The organism is Altererythrobacter chaiwopuensis (genome assembly GCF_054957755.1).
Genome location: NZ_JBTXJG010000001.1, coordinates 475,637 through 494,546, shown reverse-complemented (window position 1 = coordinate 494,546; position 18,910 = coordinate 475,637). Strand labels below are relative to the sequence as shown.

The window sequence follows — 18,910 nt, the reverse complement described above, 5'->3', positions numbered from 1 at the left end:
TATGCGGCAACACTCGCCCGCATGAATGGATCCTACCCCAATCTGCGTTTGCGCCGCACCCGTGCCAGCGGCTGGAGCCGTGCGCTCCACCGCGAGAATGTGCTTACCCCGGCGGACCTGATCTGGCCGCTTTTCGTCACCGCAGGGACCGGCGTGGAAGAGCCGATTGCGACCCTGCCCGGCGTCTCGCGCTGGTCGGTGGATGGAATCGCCAAACGCGCCAGGGAGGCAGTGGACCTGGGAATCCCCTGCGTGGCGCTGTTCCCCAACACACCTGCCGACAGGCGCAGCGACGATGGAGAGGAAGCGCTCAACCCTGACAATCTGATGTGCCGCGCGATCCGCGCGATTCGTGATGCGTGCGGCGATGATGTGGGCATCCTCACCGATGTCGCGCTCGATCCCTATACCGCGCACGGGCAGGACGGGCTGGTGGATGATACCGGCTATGTGGTGAATGACGATACCGTGGCGGTATTGGTCGATCAGGCGCTCAACCAGGCAGAAGCGGGCGCTGACATCATCGCCCCATCCGATATGATGGACGGGCGGGTCAAGGCGATCCGCATGGCGCTGGAGATGAACGGGCACCCCAATGTCCAGATCATGAGCTATGCCGCGAAATATGCCAGCGCCTTTTACGGCCCATTCCGCGATGCCGTGGGCTCGCGTGGATTGCTGAAGGGCGACAAGAAGACCTACCAGATGGACCCAGCCAATGCCGAAGAGGCGCTGCGCGAGGTCGCGCTCGACATTGCCGAGGGGGCCGACAGCGTCATGGTCAAGCCGGGCCTGCCCTATCTCGACATCGTGCGGCGGGTGAAGGAGCGGTTCGAGGTTCCGGTGTTTGCCTATCAGGTGAGCGGCGAATATGCGATGATCGAAGCGGCGGTTGCTGCCGGCGCGGGGGAGCGCGATGCGCTGGTGCTCGAAACGCTGATGGCGTTCAAGCGGGCCGGCTGCGCGGGGGTGCTCACCTATCACGCTGCGCATGCCGCGCGCTTACTCAATGGCTGAAATGACCAGCTTTCGTTGCGAGACCGACCGGCTGATCTTGCGCGACTGGCGCGGGGATGGCGATTGGGCGGAGTTCTTCCGCGTCACGAACACGCCCGCCGTGATGCAATGGCTTGGCGGCGTGCTCGACGATGAGGGTATGGGCAAGCAGCGCGCCCGCGTCGAAAGTTGCGCCGCGCAACTTGGGCATTGTTTCTGGGCGGTCGAACGCAAGGCCGATGGGGAGATTCTCGGGTTCTGCGGGCTCAAGCACGCCGATGCGCCCGGGTCGACGGTCACCGGCGCGATGGAAGTCGGCTGGCGGCTGCGCGAGGACACCTGGGGGCAAGGCTATGCGAGAGAGGCAGCCACAGCCGCGCTCGATCTGGCGTTCGAACGGTTTGGTGCGGAGGAAGTGGTGGCGCTGACGGTTGAAGGGAACAAGCCCAGCTGGGGGCTTATGCTGCGGCTGGGCATGCGCCGCCGCGAAGAGCTCGACTATCCCGATGCGCGTTACCAGCCGCCGTGGCGCGATACGGTGGTCTATTCGATTGGACGCGAGGAATGGGAGGCCCAAAAGGGTGGGGCGCATGGCTGACATCGTGATCGAGACCGAGCGGCTGGTGCTACGCAAGCCTGACGAGAGCGACGCGGCGTTGCAATATCGCCTGCTCAATACCCCTACGGTGATGGAGCATCTGGGCGGCCCCAAGGAGTTACACGAAATCGAGGCCAAACATGCCAAGTCGATGGCATGGTTCGCCAAGTTGGGTTTTGGCTTCATGATGATGGTCGAGAAGTCCAGTGGCGAACTGGTGGGCCATGCCGGGATGAAGGTGGTCGACAATCCGCTGGCACCGAACCAGGGCGATCACGAGATCGGCTGGCTGGTGCGCGAGGACCGCTGGCGCATGGGCTATGCTTATGAAGCAATGCGCGCAGTGCTCGACTGGGCCTTTTCAAGCATCGGTGCGCCGCATCTTGTTGCTCTGACCTGCGAACGCAATGCGCCAAGCTGGCGGCTGATGGAAAAGCTGGGCATGCAGCGCGACCTTTCGCTCGAATTTGACGATCCAGCCTATGCTCCGCAGGATAATCCGACGATCCAGTACAAGCTGACCCGCGAGCAATGGAAGGCTGCGCAATGACAATACGCCCTGGCGTCAACATCATCCCGATCCACGGGAAAACGCCCAAGATCCACGACACCGCCTTTATCGCGCCCGGCTGCACGATAATCGGCGATGTAGAAATCGGTGCGGGCAGCTCGATCTGGTACAATTGCGTGGTCCGGGCCGATGTGTTCCGCATTCGCATCGGCGAGCGCACCAATGTGCAGGATGGCAGCGTACTGCATTGCGACCCGCCGCGCCCGGGCGATGAGGAGGGCTCTGCGCTGATCATCGGCGACGACGTGCTGATCGGTCATATGGCGATGGTGCACGGCTGCACCATTCATGATCGTGGTTTCGTGGGGCTGGGCGCGATCGCGATGAACAAGTCGGTGATTGGCAGTGACGCCATGCTGGCGGCAGGTGCCATGCTGACAGAGGGCAAGGTGATGGAGCCGCGCACGCTATGGGCCGGCCGCCCCGCCAAACCCCTGCGCGAGCTGTCGGATGCAGCGATCGCCGGCATGCGCATCGGTGTTGCGCATTATGCGGAGAATGCGAAGGACCATGCGGCGGCGGTTGAGCAGGCGCTGGGTGATGACGGCTAGCCATGGCGCGCGCCAAGGCTGATCTGCCCTCGAGCGATCAGATGCGCGGCCTGATCGACGCTGAAGGGCGGATTGCCGTTCGCGTTACCCCCGGCGCGCGGCAACAGGGCGTTTCGATCGAAGGCGGGCAGGTGCAAGTGAAGGTGCGCGCCAAGCCGCAGGATGGCGCCGCCAATCAGGCGGTGGTCAAACTGCTGGCACAAGCGCTTGGCATTGCCCCGTCCCGGATTGAACTGCTGCGCGGCGCAACCTCGCGCGACAAGCTGTTCAAGATCCAACTTTAACGCCGCTGCGGCTTATCTTTCGGGGCTGGACCAGTCTTCCGGTTCAACCTCGCTGTTGCGCAGCCGCAGGGCAAGTCCGAAGGCAACCCCTACACCGATCGCAACCGTCAGGTCCGCCACCACCGTCAATACCAGTGTGGTGAGCAGCAGCAATTTGTCGGCGACCGGTCCCTGGAGATAGCTATGCCATTTATGCGGCTCGCTCATATTCCAGGCCGTCAGCATCAGTAGTGCCGCCAAAGCAGGCATGGCCAGATAGCCCGCAAGCGGCGCTGCCAGCAATGTCACGAGCAGGATCACGAGCGCATGGACGAGACCCGCAACCGGGGTCCGCCCGCCCGCCCGCACATTGGTGGCCGTGCGCGCGATTGCACCAGTGGCGGGCAGTCCGCCAAACAGGGCGGAGCCGATATTGGCGCAGCCTTGCGCCAGCACTTCGGCATTGGGGCGGTGGCGACCCTCGAACATGCGGTCAGCGACAATCGCGGACAACAGCGATTCGATTGCCGCAAGCACGGCGATGATCATGGCGGAAGGAAGCAGTTCGGCCAGCCGTGCGACCGTAACTTCCGGAATATGCGGCATCGGCAAGCCGCGTGGCAATTCGCCATAGCGCGAAGCGATCGTGTCGACCGGCAAGTGCAGTACCGCGACCATGATCGATGCCAGCGCGACCGCCACGATCAGCCCGGGCAATCTTTCTGACAGCCGCCGCAGTGCCACGATCAGCACCAGCGCGCCTGCGCCAATTGCCAGGGCGGTGGGATTGAAGCTGGCACGCATATCCCACAATGCAGCGATCTTGGGCAGGAAATCGGCCGGCATTGCTTGCCCGCCGAGCCCGAAAAAATCCTTGAGCTGGCTGGATGCGATGATGATCGCAATGCCGATGGTGAAGCCGTTAACCACCGCCTCGGGGATGTAGCGGACCAGATTGCCCAGCCTGAGCATCGCTGCGACCAGCAGTATGGCGCCCGCCATCAGAGTCGCCAGCACAAGCCCGTCAAACCCGTGCTCTGCGATGACGCCATAGACCACCACGATGAAGGCCCCGGTCGGCCCGCCAATTTGCACCCGGCTTCCGCCGAGCAGCGAGATCAGCAGGCCGCCTACGATTGCAGTGATCAGGCCGGCTTCGGGCGGGGCGCCCGATGCAATCGCGATCGCGATACTGAGCGGTATCGCAACCATCGCCACGGTCACGCCTGCGATTGCATCGCCGCGCAGTGCCGCCAGCGTATAACCGGGCAGCGTTGTGAGCAGTTTGGGCTTCATGCTACGGCACTATCTGGCTTGATCGCTCTTTCCGTACTTGTCGAACCAGGCGATGACCGCCGCAGCCTTGGCTGCCTGCTGGCTTGGGCTCATGGTCAGGTCACCGTGGCTGGCTCCGGGCGTTACATACAAGGCTGTGTCCACCCCCAGCACCTTGAGCGCGCCATAGAATTGCTCTGCTTCGCTGCGCGGCGTGCGGTAATCCTCATCTCCCACCATCACCAATGTCGGCGTTTTGACATTGGCAACATGGGCCAGCGGCGAGCGGCGCCAGTAATCCGCCTGCCGTTCCCAGGGCTGGCCCTTCATCCAGTACTTGCCGAAGAAAGCATAGGCATCGCTCATCAAGGCCAAGCTGGTCCAGTTGATCACCGGTTTGTACGAAGCCGCCGCAGCAAAGCGATCGGTCTGGCCCACGATCCATGCGGTCAGGATGCCGCCGCCCGAACCGCCGGTGACGAACAACCTGTCGGGATCGGCGATCCCTGCTGCAATCGCGGCATCGACTGCCGCCATCAGCTCGTCATGGTTGGAGATCGGGTAATTGCCTTCGATCCGGTCCGCGAATGTCTGTCCATAGCCGGTCGATCCGCCAGGGTTGGTGAACAGCGTGGCATAGCCCGCGCTGGCATAGATCTGATAATCCGACGAGAAATGCGGGCCATAGGATGCATAGGGGCCGCCATGAATCTCCAGAATCAGAGGCACGCGGCTGCCTTCGCTGTAATCCGGTGGCAGGACGATCCAGCTGGGAATGCGCGTGCCGTCAGCGGCGGTTACATCAAGCGCAATGGTCTTGCCCAGCCGTTTCCCGCCAAGCTTTAGATCGTTGAGCGCGGTGAGCTGTGTGCTGCGATTCCCGCGCAATACCGAGATATCGGTGGGGCGGGTGGCACTGCCGCTGGTAAAGGCGATCGTGCCATTGCTGGATACGCTCCAATGGCCCCCCGCGTAGGGGCGCGAATAATAGGTATCGACCAGCTCGATCCCCATCGGGCTGACGCCGCCTGACGGGGATACCCGCGCGAGGCGATAGGCGCCTTCCTCTTCATAGCCTACGAACAGCCCGGCATCGGTCCATTCCATGCTGGTGATGTCGCGATCGAGGTTTTCGGCGATGCGGCGCTTGTTCGAACCGTCGCGATCCATCAGATAGATGCCGCTTTGCTGATAGGCCAATTCCCGGTCGTCGAAGCCGAGCCATGCAATCTGCTTGCCATCGGGGCTGACCTGCGGGTTGGCATCGGGGCCATTGCGCGTGGTGAGGGCGGTAACTTCGCCTGACGTCACATCGATCGCGTATACTTCGCTGTCGACTCCGGCCAGCTCCCAATCCTCGTCACGATTGCCGCTGATCAGGATGGTTTTGCTGTCGCGTGTCCATTCCAGCGTGCCGCCGTGGTGCCGGTCGCCATGGGTCAACTGGCGCGGAGCGCCGCCAACCGCGTCGACCAGAAAAATCTGAGTGAAGCCTGACTTCAGATAGCCTGCTCCGTCAAAGCGATAGGTAACCCGGTCGATGATCGTAGGGCCATCTTTCCACTTTGCCCCTTCGGGCGGTGAAAGCGGTGTTCCCAGCTTGAGCGTTTCGCCCGGTACACGCGTTGTATAGGCAATGCGCGCGCCATCGGGGGACCAGGAAATCGATCCGGGAGCCTCGGGAAGCGCGGTGATGTCGGCGCTTGCGCCGCTTGCCATCCAGCGCACATGCAGTTCCGGCCCGCCACCGCTTTCAGTCGAGACATAGGCAATTCGCGAGCCATCGGGCGACCAGCGCGGGCTGCCATGCGATCCTGTACCGGTTACGAGCGGAGTTTCGGCGCCGCTTGCGACATCCACCAGCCAGATCGAGCTGACCGTGCTGTCAGTCATAATGTCATTGGTGTGCCGGACATAGGCGATCTGCCGCCCGTCCGGGCTGATTTGCGGATCGGATGCTACCGTCAGGCCAAACAGGTCTTCCCCGGTGAAGTATGCTGCATTCGGTGCTGGATCGGCTTCATGCTGGTCCGCGCTTAGCGGAGCAGCGAAAGGCACCGTCAGCAGCAGCGCAGCCACCGGGAATTTGAACAATTGCATGATTTTGCCCCTCGCGAATTTTGAATGCGCGATCATGCATATTCCGGACCCGAAAGCCAGCGCGAAAGCCTCGCGTGAACCTAGCCTTTGCCGTCAGCCTCGCTTCCGGCATCGGCGCCTGGCTTCTTCGGTGCTGCTTTCTTCGCGACGGGCTTCTTCCTGGTGGCTGGCTTTCGCTTCACTTTGGCCTTGGGCGGCGCGGGCGCAAGCTCGAAACTCGGCTTGCCGTCCTTGATCGTGACATGCACTTCCCCGCCATCCGCAAGCTTGCCGAACAGCAGCTCTTCCGCCAGTGGCTGCTTGATCTTCTCTTGCAGCAAGCGGCCCATCGGGCGCGCGCCATAGAGCTTGTCATAGCCCTTGTTGGAAAGCCATTCGCGCGCATCCTTGTCAAACTGGATGTGCACATTCTGTTCGGCCAGCTGCAGTTCGAGCTGGAGGATGAATTTGTCGACCACGCGGGAAACTGTGCTCTTGCCGAGATAGGCAAAGGGCACGATTGCATCCAGGCGGTTGCGGAATTCCGGGGTGAACATCTTCTTCACCGCTTCCTCGCCCGCATCTTCCTTGGACACATCGCCAAAGCCGATACCTTGCGACGCCATCATTGCCGCGCCGGCATTGGTGGTCATGATCAGCACCACATTGCGGAAATCGACCGTCTTGCCGTGGTGATCGGTCAGGCGCCCGTTATCCATCACCTGCAGCAGGATGTTGAACAGGTCAGGGTGCGCCTTTTCGATTTCGTCGAGCAACAGCACGCAGTGCGGGTTCTGGTCGATCGCGTCGGTCAGCAAGCCGCCCTGGTCATAGCCGACATAGCCCGGGGGCGCGCCGATCAGGCGGCTGACCGAGTGGCGCTCCATATATTCGGACATGTCGAAGCGCTTGAGCTCGATCCCCATGATGCTGGCAAGCTGGCGTGCAACCTCGGTCTTGCCGACGCCGGTGGGGCCGGAAAACAGGAAGCTGCCGATTGGTTTGTCAGGATCGCGCAGCCCCGCGCGGCTCAATTTCATAGCGGTTGAAAGGCGATGGATGGCCTCGTCCTGGCCGAAAACGACGTGCTTGAGATCGCGCTCAAGGTTTTCCAGCGCCTTCTTGTCATCCTTGCTGACCGATTTGGGCGGGATGCGCGCCATGGTCGCGATCACCGCTTCGATTTCCTTTGCGCCGATCTTCTTCTTGCGGCGGCTGGGCGGGACCAACATCTGCATCGCGCCCACTTCATCGATCACGTCGATCGCCTTGTCGGGCAGTTTGCGGTCATTGATGTAGCGCGCCGACAGTTCGACTGCGGCCTTGATCGCATCGGGGGTGTATTTGACCTTGTGATGATCTTCGAAGGCGGTCTTGAGGCCCTTGAGGATCTTGACCGTCTCGTCGATCGTCGGCTCGTTGACGTCGATTTTCTGGAACCGGCGCAGCAATGCGCGATCCTTTTCGAAATGGTTGCGGAATTCCTTATAGGTGGTCGAGCCGATACAGCGGATCGCGCCTGAAGACAGGGCGGGCTTCAAGAGGTTCGAGGCATCCATCGCGCCGCCGCTTGTTGCCCCCGCGCCAATAACGGTGTGGATTTCATCGATAAACAGCACCGCCTCGGGCATTTGCTCAAGCTCGGAGACGACTTGTTTCAAACGCTCCTCGAAATCGCCGCGATAGCGCGTGCCGGCCAGCAGCGCGCCCATGTCGAGCGAATAGATCACGGCATCCTGCAGCACCTCGGGAACATCGCCTTCCACAATCTTGCGGGCGAGCCCTTCTGCAATCGCGGTTTTGCCGACCCCGGGATCCCCGACATATAGCGGGTTGTTCTTGCTGCGGCGGCACAGGATCTGGATCGTTCGGTCGACTTCCGGTCCGCGCCCGATCAGCGGATCGACCTTGCCGGCCTTGGCCTTGATGTTGAGATTGACAGTGAACTGGTCAAGCGCGGTTTCCTTCTTGTTTCCGCCTTCCTTTCCCGGTTCGCTGCTTTCGGCCTGCGCTTCATCGCTGCCCGGCGGGGTCTTCGATTCGAGTTGCCGCCCGCCCTTGCCGATACCGTGACTGATATAGCTCACCGCATCGAGCCGGCTCATATCCTGCTGTTGCAGGAAGTAGACCGCATAGGAATCGCGTTCGGAAAACAGCGCCACCAGAACATTGGCGCCCGTAACGGTGTCCTTGCCCGAAGACTGGACGTGCAGGATCGCACGCTGGATCACCCGCTGGAACCCCGCAGTCGGCTGCGGGTCGGCACTGTCCTCGGTCTTAAGTGATTGATATTCCTGGTCAAGATATTGCTTCACCACCTCGCCCAGCTCGGCAAGGTCGACCCCGCAGGCCGCCATCACTTGCGCTGCATCCTCATCATCGATCAGAGCCAGCAGCAAATGCTCGAGCGTGGCATACTCATGCCGCCGCTCTGACGCATTGCCGAGCGCGTTGTGCAGCGTTCTTTCAAGGTTCTGGGCAAAACTGGGCATGAAGATACTCTATAGCAGGGGCCGGGAATTCTCTCTTGCGGGAGAGAGTGAACAGGGCTGGTTAAGTGATATTAGGCGTTTCTCCCCGATATGGGGAACTGGTGCAAAATTGCGAATCCCGAGTTCGTGGGGGGCGATCACCGTTCGGGTTTCCTGAATAGCTGATCCGCCGCGTTACGGTGCGCTGCCGCCTTTAGCCTGTGGCGTTCAACTCGCACAATTTCGGCCTCGAGCAGAGCAATCCGATCCTGCAACTCGTCTTGCGAATAAGGCGAAAGGTCCTCGCTGGCGAGCTTGCTCGCGGCGTCGCCCCTGGGGCGCGGCAGATCATCCGGGTCCATGCGAAGCATAACATCGCAAGCTGCATGGCTTGCTGTCAATGGACAGTGCGGCTACTTGCCACTTCCATATGGCCCATCGCGAATTGTGTCGCACTTGCGACACAGCACGGCTGGTAATGGGCGAAGGGCTGACGATTAGGGGGCAGGCCGCATGGGTGGCGTGAGCGCGCAGACACTTCCTGACACAATGCAAGCAACCGGTTTCGACTATCCCGGCGGGCCAGAGGTGCTCACTCTGCGCGAGGTGCCACTGCCTCAATTAAAGCCCGCCGACGTATTGATCCGCGTCGCCTATGCCGGGGTCAACCGGCCCGATTGCATCCAGCGCGCGGGGCATTATCCCGCGCCACCGTGGGCATCGCCGCTGCCAGGGCTTGAGGTGGCAGGTGAAGTGGTTGCCGTGGGCAGCGAGGTGCCGCAGGAACTGCTCGGCCAAATAGTTGCCGCGCTCACGCCGGGCGGTGGCTATGCCCAATATTGCGCTGCGCCATGGGGGCATTGCCTGCCGGTTTCCGAAGCCATGCCGCTGGCTCAGGCGGCGGCGCTGCCCGAAACCCTGTTTACCGTGTGGCACAATGTGTTCGAACGCGGGATGCTGCGTGATGGAGAGCGATTGCTGGTGCATGGCGGCACGTCAGGTATCGGCACCATGGCGATCATGCTGGCCAAGGCCTTCGACGCGGAAGTGATCGTGACTTGCGGCGATGAAGCCAAATGCCAGGCGGCGCGCGATCTGGGCGCGGATCTGGCGATCAATTACCGCGACACGGATTTCGTCGAAGCGGTAAAGGAATTTACTGGCGGCAAGGGCGTCAATGTAGTGCTCGACATGGTTTCGGGCGATTACGTACCGCGCAATCTCAAATGCCTTGCCGAAGACGGCCGGCATGTGACGATCGCGGTATTGGGCGGGATGGAAGCCAGGCTCAACATGGCGCTGGTCATGATGAAGCGACTGACGCTGACCGGCTCGACGCTGCGCCCGCGCTCCGATGCGTTCAAGTCGGCCCTGGCCGATGAAATCGCGCAGAACGCATGGCCGCTGTTCGCTTCTGGCGAGCTCAAGCCGGTGATGGACGAGGTTTTTCCCCTGGCCGAGGCCGCAGCGGCGCATGCGCGGATGGAAGCAGGCGAACATATCGGTAAAATTGTGCTAGAGGTAAGCGGTGACTGAGCGACTTACCCTTCACGAAGATCCGCGCAGCGGCAATTGCTACAAGATCAAATTGACTGCCGCGATGCTGGGCTTGCCGCTGGAAACCCGCCAGTATGATATCATGCTGGGCGAGACCCGGACGCCGGAATTCCTCGCCCATGTCAACCGCAACGGCCGCATTCCGGTTTTGCAAATTGAAGATTCCGGCGGCCAGCGTTTCCTGCCCGAAAGCAATGCCGCATGCTGGTATCTGGCCGCGGGCAGCGAATTGATACCTTCTGGTCGGTTCGAGCAGGCTGACATGCTGCGCTGGATGTTCTTCGAACAATACAACCATGAGCCGAATATCGCGACCCTGCGGTTCTGGCTCCATTTCATCGGTGAAGCCCATTTGACCCCGCAACAACGCGACCAGATTGTGGCCAAACGTGTGGCGGGCTGCGAAGCATTGCGGCTGATGGACGAACATCTGGCGCGCGGCGAGTGGATGGCGGCGGGCCGTTTCACGCTCGCCGATATAGCCCTGTTCGCCTATACCCATGTCGCCGAAGAGGGCGGTTTCGGGCTCGAGGACTATCCGCATATCTGCCGCTGGATCGATCGGGTCCAGGCATTGCCGGGCTTCGTCCCGATGGCCTGACACGCTGCTGACTTAGTGACCCCCAACCGTCATCGTACCGCGCCACGCCTGTAACATTATGCTGCCATAGCTGCTGAGCGTCAGACATTTGTCGCAGGAGCAGAAACCATGGCTGTAAACGCCGCGCCGCCGCTTCCCCCATCGCAGCTTGCATCATCCATCGGCAGGTTTGCCACCCTCCCTGCGCGCCCGCTCAGAACGCCCGAGCCGGAAGGGATCGAGCGCCGCCGCTTCCGCACCATCTGGATCAGCGATGTGCATCTGGGCACAAAGGGGTGCAATTCCGGGATGCTGATCGATTTTCTTGACCACACCGATAGCGAAACGATGTTTCTCGTCGGCGATATTATCGACGGCTGGCGGCTCAAGAAGAAGTTCTATTGGCCGGCCGAGCACAATGACATCGTCTGGCGCATCCTCAAGCGCGCCAGGCGCGGGACCCGGATCGTCTATATTCCCGGCAATCACGACGAAATGTTTCGCCAGTTCACCGGGCTGAATTTCGGTGGCGTCGAAATATGCCGCGCGGCGTTCCATGACACGGCTGACGGGCGGCGGCTCATGGTGCTGCATGGAGACGAGTTTGACGCAGTCATGCTGGCGCATCGCTGGCTCGCCTTCGTGGGTGACGCGCTCTACCATTTGGTGATGGGGCTCAACCAATGGGTCAATCTGGTGCGGCGCAGGCTTGAGCTGCCTTATTGGTCGCTTTCGAAAATGGCCAAGCACAAGGTCAAGAACGCGGTCGAGTTTATCGGACGCTATGAGGAGATTGTGGCCAAGGCCGCTGCTGAACGCGGCGTCGACGGAGTGGTTTGCGGACATATCCATACCGCTGAATTCCGCACCTTTGCCCATCATGGCAGGCCGGTCGAGTATTGGAACGATGGTGACTGGGTCGAAGGCTGCACCGCGCTGGTCGAGCATTTCGACGGGCGGATGGAGATTCTCAATTGGCCGGCCGAAATTGCCCGCCGCGAGAAGGAATCAGCAGGCCGCGAGATGGTTGGCACCCAGCGGCGCGAGGCAGCATGAACATGCTGTACTCGCACGATGCCAAAGTGGGCGTGCCGCTCTCGCCAGAGCAGGGCGATTTGCCTTGCAGCATTGCGCCAGTCAGCATTGCGCCTGTCAGTATTGCGATAGTTACCGATGCGTGGGAACCGCAAACCAACGGTGTGGTTCGCACCCTGGCATCCACTTGCGAAATCCTGCGTAGGTGGGGGCATGACATTGCGATCATTTCTCCTGAGGATTATCCCTCACTGCCCTGCCCCACCTATCCTGAAATCCGCCTGGCACTGACATGGCCGGGCGAAGTTGGCCGGCGGCTCGCCTCACTCCAGCCCGATGCGGTCCATATCGCGACCGAGGGCCCGCTTGGCCTTGCCGCGCGGCACTATTGCGTGAGCAGGCGCGTGCCTTTTACCACCGCCTATCACACGCAGTTCCCCGCATATGTGGCGCGGCGAACGGGCCTGAGCGCGCGCCATTTCTGGCCCTATATCCGCTGGTTCCATCGCCCTGCTCGGCGAGTGATGGTGGCCACCGAAAGCATCAGGGAGGAACTGCGCACCCAAGGCATTTCCCGTCTCCATCACTGGAGCAGGGGTGTCGATCTTGATTGCTTCACTCCCGATGCGCCTCCCACGCCCGAATATGCCCGGCTCGAAGGACCGATCCTGCTCTATGTCGGGCGGGTCGCGGTCGAGAAGAACATCGAGGCCTTCCTCGGTTGCGAATATCCGGGCACCAAGGTGGTTGTGGGTGACGGGCCGGCTCTCGCCGAACTCCGGCTGCGGTTTCCCAAGGCGCATTTCCTTGGCGTGAGGCGCGGCCGCGAACTTGCCGGATGCTATGCCGGGGCAGATGTGTTCGTTTTTCCCAGCCGCACTGACACTTTCGGGCTGGTCATGATCGAGGCGCTGGCTTGCGGTACCCCTGTTGCTGCCTTCCCGGTTGCAGGGCCGATCGATATCGTAACTCCGGAGGTCGGCGCCCTGTCCGAACGCTTGCCCCGCGCGATCGATGCGGCGCGTTATTGTGAGCGCGCTGTGTGCGCTGCTTATGGCGCCAGCTTCAGCTGGGAAAAGGCCAGCAGGCAATTTCTTGAAGGGCTGGCCGCATTTGATTCAGTGGCCGCTCCGGTGCCAACCGCCGCACTGGCATGACCGGCGTCAATTCAGCCGCTTTACCATAGCGCTTGCCGAATCCGCCGCACTTCCCTATCTACAGTCTCGTAATGGCCGCTCCGCAAGGGGCGGCCCTTCTATTTTCAGGCCTGATTACCGATGGGAGCTTCCACCATGGCCCAGGGGTCAACACAACCCACTCCGCTGATGCCGCATGCCACTGCCACCTGGCTGGTCGACAATACCGCGCTCAGCTTCGAGCAGATCGCCGATTTCTGCGGCCTGCATATCCTCGAAGTGCAGGCAATGGCCGATGATCTTGCAGGCAGCAAATACACCGGGCGCGATCCGGTGCATGTCGGCGAGCTGACACAGGCGGAAATCGAGCGCGGCCAGGCCGATCCGGAATACAAGCTGCAGATGCAGCAAGCCCCGGTAGAGGCTACCCGCACCAAGGGCCCGCGTTACACCCCGGTGTCGAAGCGCCAGGACAAGCCCGATGGCATCGCCTGGGTCCTGCGCAGCCATCCCGAAATCTCCGACGCGCAGATTTCCAAGCTGATCGGCACAACGCGCAACACGATCTCCGCGATCCGCGAGCGCACCCACTGGAACATCCAGAATATCCAGCCCAAGGATCCGGTCACGCTGGGCCTGTGTTCGCAGCGCGAGCTCGATGCAGTAGTGGCGAAGGCTGCCAAGCGCGCCGGGATCGAAGCCGCCGAAGTTCCCGAAGGCGATAGCCGCAGCGACAAGGAAAAGCTGATCGAGGAATTGCGCGCCGAACGCGAAGCGGCAACCAAGGCAGCTGGCGAAGCGGCACAAGAGGCCGAGGCCGAGGCCTGGCTGGCCGCCAAGCGTGCGGCTGAGGAAAGCGAAGCGAAATAAGCTGCACCCAGCGCACCGTATTTAGCTTGTGCGATAACAGGGGATCAGCCATTCTGCTTACATGGATGTAAGCAGGGCGCGCTATCATCATCCCACTCCGTGGGATGTCGGCTTCGAACCTTTGACGTTGCCGGAGATGCTGGCGCGTGCAGTCGCCCGGCGCGGTGACGCGCGGTTCCTGCATTTTCTGGGTCGCGACTATTCCTATCGGGTGATTCATCAAGAGGCGCAGTGCTTTGCCGCGGGCCTTGTAGCAAACGGCATGCAGCCCGGTGATCGAATCGGTCTGTTCCTGCCCAATGTGCCGATCTACGCTTCCGCCTATTACGGCGCCATGATGGCGGGTGCGGTGGTGGTCAACTTCTCGCCGCTCTACACGGTCGGCGAACTGAGCCACCAGGTGGCGGATTCGGGCACGCGATTGCTGGTCACGCTCGACGTGCCGGAGCTTTACGGCACGGCGCGCGAAGTGCTGGATGCTTCGGAGCTCGAAACGCTGGTGGTCGGTTCTTTGGCGGATATGCTGCCGTGGCACAAAGGACTGGCGCTCAAAACTTTCGCTCGCAGCAAGATCGCATCGGTCGAATACAGCAACAATGTGCGGAGATGGAGCGAGGTCGCCGCGAAAGGCGGAAAACTTTCGCACGAAATAGCGATTGCGCCTGATGACGTCGCGCTGCTGCAATATACCGGCGGCACCACGGGGCGGCCAAAGGGCGCGATGCTCACTCATGCCAATCTCGCGATCAATGCTCAGCAAGTCGCCGCGATCAATCCGTTCGATAAACCGCAAGACGAAGTGTTCATGGGGGCGCTGCCCTTCTTCCATGTTTTCGCCAACACAGCGCTTTTGAACCATGCGGTGGCGAGCGGAGCCGCGATCGCAATGGTTCCGCGCTTCGAATCGGGGCAAGTGCTGGCCACCATCGCTGCCCGCAAGGCCACCGGCTTCCCCGGCGTACCGACCATGTTCCAGGCGCTGCTCGACCACCCCAAACTATCGAGCACCGATTTCTCGTCGCTCAAGGTGTGCATTTCGGGCGGCGCGCCGATGCCGGCGCCCGTCCATGCCCGATTCGAGGAAGTGACCGGCGTGCGCCTGGTCGAAGGATATGGCCTCACCGAAAGCTCGGGCGTGGTCTCGGTCAATCCCTATGAGGGCATGCGCAAGCGCGGCACCATCGGGCAGGTCGTGCCGGGCACCGAAGTGATCCTGCTGGATAAGGAGGACCATACCCGGCTTGCCCCCGAAGGTGAACCGGGCGAGCTGGCGGTGTGCGGTCCGCAGGTGATGCGCGGCTATTGGAACCAGCCAGAAGCGAGCGCTCAAGTGCTGATCGAGCGTGACGGGAAGATCTGGCTACGCACCGGTGATGTGGCCGTGATCGACGAGGACGGTTTCCTCAAGATTGTCGACCGCATCAAGGACATGATCGCGGTGGGCGGGTTCAAGGTGTTCCCGAGCCAGGTCGAAGAGGTGATCCTGGAGCATCCGGCGGTCAAGGAAGCGCTGGTGATCGGCGTGCCCGATGAATACCGCGGCGAGATGCCGCGCGCCTACGTTGTGCCGGAGCCAGGCGCGCAAACCGATGCGGGCGAGCTGCGCGATTGGCTCAACGCCCGGCTTGGCAAGCACGAACGGGTCGATCAAGTGGTGCTTCGCGAGGCGCTTCCCAAGACGATCATCGGCAAGCTCGATCGCAAGGCGCTGAGGTCTGAAGTATTCGAGGGCTGACACGTAAAAGGGCGCCCGCAATGGGGCGCCCCTGTCTCGGCGGCCTGAAATGCCGGCTTAGCTGACCAGGCCGAGCTTGGGCTCCTCCCCGGTGGCCGATTTCCCGTCGCCGCCCGCTGGCCTGGCCTGCACGGCGTCGCTTGTGCGGCCGCGCGCGCCATGTGCAAACCGACCGTCAATCTGGGCGCCCTGTTCGATGGTCAGGGCTTCGTAATGAACATCGCCTTCGATCCTGGCGCTGCGCAGGATCACCAGTTCGCGCGCACGGATCGATCCCGTCACTTTTCCGGCCAAGCGGGCAGTCTCGGCCGTGATGCTGCCAGTGATCTTGCTGGTTTCGCCCTGGACCAGCGAAGCACAGGCGATATCGCCTTCGATCGCGCCGTCGACATGCAAATCGGCAGATGCATTTACATCTCCCTTGATGCTTACATCGGATCCGATGACAGAAAAGGTGGAGCTTGAATTGCTGGCCATGGAATTATGCTGTCCGGTCGGCCGCGTCGGTGCCGCGGGCTTCTTTGAGAACATCTTGCGCTGTCTCCAGAAAGGGGCGCGGATTGACCGCGCGATCATTAATACGCACTTCGAAATGCAGGTGTGGGCCGGTTGAACGGCCGGTATTGCCGAGTCTGGCAATGACATCGCCGACATCGACCATGTCGCCCGGCTTGGCGACGAAGCGTGAAAGGTGGGCGTAGCGTGTCAGAACGCCGTTGCCATGGCGAATTTCAACCACATTGCCATAGCCTGACATGCGCCCGACATAGGTGACACGGCCCTTGGCGGCGGCATAGATCGGCGTGCCGATCGGCCCCTTGAAATCAAGCCCGCGATGCATCGCGCCGCGGCGGGTAAACGGATCGCGGCGATAGCCAAAGCCCGAAGTAAGGCGCGTCTGGCGGCGGCTTGTGGGGCTGATCTGCGGGATTGTATCGAGGCTTTCCTCAAGCGCGGCCATGCGCGCCAGGCTAAGCCCAAGCCGTTCGAAGCGCGGGTCAATTTCACCGCTCGCCGATGTGTTGAGGGTTTCCAGCGGGCCGCCCATTGCCTGGCGTTCGGCCTGGCGTAGCATCGCCTGCGGGTTGAGCCCCAGCCTGCGCATTGCCTTGGCTGTGCGTTCGGCGCGCTGATCGGCATATCGGGTCAGGCGCTCGACATACGCCAGCTGGCGGGCTTCGATCTGCGCCAACACCGCCGCTTCGGGAACCGCCATGCTGACCTTGTCGATCGTTTCGGCAGCGGCATTGGACGAATCCGAAACCGCGCTGGCCGATTTCACGTCAGCGGGGATCGCTTCGGTAATCTGTTCAAGAAAATCCTGCCGCTTGACCAAGTCTTGCGCCACCGCATCGATATCGTGGCGATAGGCGTTGACCCGTTCGGTTGCGGTGGCGACCTTGGCTTCGCGCTCCAGCAGCGAAATCCGGTCAGCCTGGGTGCGGTATTGCGTCCAGGCCATGGCGGCCATCGAGATCGCCCAGCCGACCAGCAGTGCCATGACAATTGCGGCAGCGGCCATCTGCACCCGCGAAGAAATCCTGATGAAGCGGACCTGCCCTTGCGACCGCATAAAGAATTCGCGATCCGGGAACCAACGCTGCAAACGCCCCCCCCATCCGCTTGCGGAATAAATGTTGGACAATGCGACCCCTCTTTTTTGTTATATCGCTTTTTGCGATCCGTGCGAATGCCTATCGGCCTTAGGCGATCAGGTCGAATCAAAACTTAACGGGTGGGGCGAATCGAACCCCTTGCGCGATGAATCGTTGCATCCGATTGAAACCTTTAATTTCCGGCGCGAAAACTTAACCAAGCATAGCCCCTTTTTTGGCCTCATGCGGGCTAAGAATCGCCCCCTGACAGAGCCGGCTTGCGATGCTAAGAGCCGCGTCATGGCAACACATGCAGAAAAACAGACTGAAGACTCCACCACACTGATTGAACGGCTCGCCCGCAATGCGCGCGCCGCACAAAGATTGCTGGCCGCGATGACGAGCGAGTCCAAGGCTGATGCGCTAATGAAAGCGGCCTCTGCACTTCGCGAGGATGCGGCCGCGATTCTTGCAGCCAATGCCCGGGATATCGCCGCTGGCGAAGCGAATGGATTGACCGGCGCCATGCTTGACCGTCTGCGGCTCGACGAAAGCCGGCTCGAAGGCATCGCGGCCGGCGTTGAGGCCGTGGCGCAGCTGCCCGATCCGGTGGGCGATGTGATCGACCATTCCGTACGCCCCAATGGCCTGAAACTCAGCCGCGTACGGGTGCCGATCGGCACCATCGGCATCATCTACGAAAGCCGCCCCAATGTGACTGCCGATGCGGCTGCGCTGTGCGTGCGGGCGGGCAATGCCGCCCTGCTGCGTGGGGGTAGCGAGGCGGTGCATTCGAACCACGCGATTCTGGCGGCGTTGGTGCGCGGGCTTGAGGCCGGGGGCGTTCCCCCGGACGCGGTGCAACTGGTCCCGACGCAGGACCGAGCGGCGGTGGGCGCGATGCTCAAGGCTGCGGGCCTGATCGACATGATCGTGCCGCGCGGGGGCAAGGGGCTGGTCGCGCGCGTCCAGGCCGATGCCCGGGTTCCCGTGCTCGCCCATCTCGACGGGATCTGCCACACCTATGTCCATGCCGCCGCCGATCCGGCGATGGCGCGCGAGGTCGTCATCAATGCTAAGATGCGGCGCACCGGCATTTGCGGGGCGCTCGAAACGCTGTTGGTCGATGCGGACTTTCCCGCCGCCAGCGAACTGGTCGGCGCGCTGATCGATGGCGGCTGCGAAGTGCGCGGCGATGCGCGCATCCAGGCGCTCGATAAGCGGGTCAAGCCCGCCAGCGACAATGACTGGGATACCGAATATCTCGAGGCTGTGGCGTCGGCGGCAATGGTCGATGGGCTTGAAGCGGCGATGGAACATATCGCGCGGCACTCCTCGCACCATACTGACGCCATCATCACCACTGATGATGCAGTTGCCGAACGGTTTCTGGCCGAAGTCGACAGCGCGATCGTGATGCATAACGCCTCCTCGCAATTTGCCGATGGCGGCGAATTTGGCCTGGGCGCGGAAATCGGCATTGCCACGGGGCGCCTGCATGCACGCGGGCCAGTCGCGCTCGAAGGGCTGACGACCTACAAGTGGCAAGTGCGCGGTAGCGGCCAGGCGCGCCCATGATGCGCCGCCAGCGCGAGGCC

At 61.9% G+C, this 18,910-nt stretch carries 18 protein-coding genes; 12 read left to right on the top strand and 6 right to left on the bottom strand.

Annotated features, from left to right (window positions below; all coding sequences use genetic code 11):
- The first annotated feature begins 21 nt into the window (after positions 1-21).
- From hemB to ACX2DJ_RS02475, 5 genes are read left to right on the top strand one after another with little or no spacing between them, the layout of a single operon-like run.
- Positions 22-1,017, top strand: a complete 996-nt coding sequence (gene hemB / locus ACX2DJ_RS02495) for a porphobilinogen synthase (RefSeq protein WP_462570805.1) — start codon at positions 22-24, stop codon at positions 1,015-1,017.
- 1 nt (position 1,018) lies between these two features.
- On the top strand, positions 1,019-1,594 hold the full coding sequence (locus tag ACX2DJ_RS02490; RefSeq protein ID WP_462570804.1) for a GNAT family N-acetyltransferase: 576 nt from the start codon (positions 1,019-1,021) through the stop codon (positions 1,592-1,594).
- A complete protein-coding gene (locus ACX2DJ_RS02485) occupies positions 1,587-2,144 on the top strand; it encodes a GNAT family N-acetyltransferase (RefSeq protein ID WP_462570803.1) in 558 nt (185 codons plus the stop codon). Before ACX2DJ_RS02490 ends, ACX2DJ_RS02485 begins: the two co-directional genes overlap by 8 nt.
- Positions 2,141-2,716 (top strand): gamma carbonic anhydrase family protein, encoded by a 576-nt coding sequence (locus ACX2DJ_RS02480; protein WP_462570802.1) that lies wholly within the window; start codon positions 2,141-2,143, stop codon positions 2,714-2,716. The genes ACX2DJ_RS02485 and ACX2DJ_RS02480 overlap by 4 nt, the downstream gene beginning before the upstream one ends.
- Positions 2,717-2,718: 2 nt before the next feature.
- Positions 2,719-3,000 (top strand): DUF167 domain-containing protein, encoded by a 282-nt coding sequence (locus tag ACX2DJ_RS02475; protein WP_462570801.1) that lies wholly within the window; start codon positions 2,719-2,721, stop codon positions 2,998-3,000.
- A gap of 12 nt (positions 3,001-3,012) precedes the next feature.
- Here ACX2DJ_RS02475 and ACX2DJ_RS02470 read toward each other — a convergent pair whose 3' ends face one another.
- The 4 genes from ACX2DJ_RS02470 to ACX2DJ_RS02455 all read right to left on the bottom strand — a co-directional run bounded on the left by ACX2DJ_RS02470 (position 3,013) and on the right by ACX2DJ_RS02455 (position 9,166).
- On the bottom strand, positions 3,013-4,275 hold the full coding sequence (locus tag ACX2DJ_RS02470) for a SulP family inorganic anion transporter (RefSeq protein WP_462570800.1): 1,263 nt from the start codon (positions 4,273-4,275) through the stop codon (positions 3,013-3,015).
- Between the two features lie 9 nt (positions 4,276-4,284).
- Entirely contained in the window at positions 4,285-6,354 is a 2,070-nt protein-coding gene (locus ACX2DJ_RS02465; protein ID WP_462570799.1) for a S9 family peptidase, read from the bottom strand.
- Positions 6,355-6,434: 80 nt separating this feature from the next.
- Positions 6,435-8,825, bottom strand: a complete 2,391-nt coding sequence (gene clpA / locus ACX2DJ_RS02460; protein WP_462570798.1) for an ATP-dependent Clp protease ATP-binding subunit ClpA — start codon at positions 8,823-8,825, stop codon at positions 6,435-6,437.
- A gap of 137 nt (positions 8,826-8,962) precedes the next feature.
- Positions 8,963-9,166 carry a DUF1192 domain-containing protein gene (locus ACX2DJ_RS02455; RefSeq protein ID WP_462570797.1) on the bottom strand — a complete coding sequence of 68 codons (204 nt, stop codon included), beginning with the start codon at positions 9,164-9,166 and terminating at the stop codon, positions 8,963-8,965.
- 151 nt (positions 9,167-9,317) lie between these two features.
- Between ACX2DJ_RS02455 and ACX2DJ_RS02450 the strand changes: the two genes are divergently transcribed.
- The 6 genes from ACX2DJ_RS02450 (at position 9,318) to ACX2DJ_RS02425 (ending at position 15,717) form a co-directional block, all read left to right on the top strand.
- Entirely contained in the window at positions 9,318-10,340 is a 1,023-nt protein-coding gene (locus tag ACX2DJ_RS02450) for an NAD(P)H-quinone oxidoreductase (protein ID WP_462570796.1), read from the top strand.
- A complete protein-coding gene (locus ACX2DJ_RS02445; protein ID WP_462570795.1) occupies positions 10,333-10,962 on the top strand; it encodes a glutathione S-transferase family protein in 630 nt (209 codons plus the stop codon). The genes ACX2DJ_RS02450 and ACX2DJ_RS02445 overlap by 8 nt, the downstream gene beginning before the upstream one ends.
- Before the next feature lie 108 nt (positions 10,963-11,070).
- The gene (locus ACX2DJ_RS02440; protein ID WP_462570794.1) at positions 11,071-11,997 is read left to right on the top strand and encodes a UDP-2,3-diacylglucosamine diphosphatase; all 927 of its coding nucleotides are present in this window, start codon (positions 11,071-11,073) and stop codon (positions 11,995-11,997) included.
- Positions 11,994-13,133 carry a glycosyltransferase family 4 protein gene (locus tag ACX2DJ_RS02435; protein WP_462570793.1) on the top strand — a complete coding sequence of 380 codons (1,140 nt, stop codon included), beginning with the start codon at positions 11,994-11,996 and terminating at the stop codon, positions 13,131-13,133. The genes ACX2DJ_RS02440 and ACX2DJ_RS02435 overlap by 4 nt, the downstream gene beginning before the upstream one ends.
- Positions 13,134-13,268: 135 nt before the next feature.
- On the top strand, positions 13,269-13,982 hold the full coding sequence (locus ACX2DJ_RS02430; protein ID WP_462570792.1) for a DUF1013 domain-containing protein: 714 nt from the start codon (positions 13,269-13,271) through the stop codon (positions 13,980-13,982).
- A 61-nt stretch (positions 13,983-14,043) separates the two neighbouring features.
- Positions 14,044-15,717 carry a long-chain-fatty-acid--CoA ligase gene (locus ACX2DJ_RS02425; RefSeq protein ID WP_462570791.1) on the top strand — a complete coding sequence of 558 codons (1,674 nt, stop codon included), beginning with the start codon at positions 14,044-14,046 and terminating at the stop codon, positions 15,715-15,717.
- A 57-nt stretch (positions 15,718-15,774) separates the two neighbouring features.
- On the opposite strand, the gene ACX2DJ_RS02420 is transcribed toward ACX2DJ_RS02425, so the two are convergent.
- Both ACX2DJ_RS02420 and ACX2DJ_RS02415 read right to left on the bottom strand, forming a co-directional pair.
- Positions 15,775-16,194, bottom strand: a complete 420-nt coding sequence (locus tag ACX2DJ_RS02420) for a bactofilin family protein (RefSeq protein WP_462570790.1) — start codon at positions 16,192-16,194, stop codon at positions 15,775-15,777.
- 4 nt (positions 16,195-16,198) lie between these two features.
- The gene (locus tag ACX2DJ_RS02415; RefSeq protein WP_462570789.1) at positions 16,199-17,323 is read right to left on the bottom strand and encodes a peptidoglycan DD-metalloendopeptidase family protein; all 1,125 of its coding nucleotides are present in this window, start codon (positions 17,321-17,323) and stop codon (positions 16,199-16,201) included.
- 289 nt (positions 17,324-17,612) lie between these two features.
- Here ACX2DJ_RS02415 and ACX2DJ_RS02410 point away from each other — a divergent pair, with 289 nt between their 5' ends.
- Complete coding sequence (locus tag ACX2DJ_RS02410; protein ID WP_462570788.1) at positions 17,613-18,890, top strand: glutamate-5-semialdehyde dehydrogenase; 1,278 nt, start codon at positions 17,613-17,615, stop codon at positions 18,888-18,890.
- The last annotated feature ends 20 nt before the right edge of the window (positions 18,891-18,910 follow it).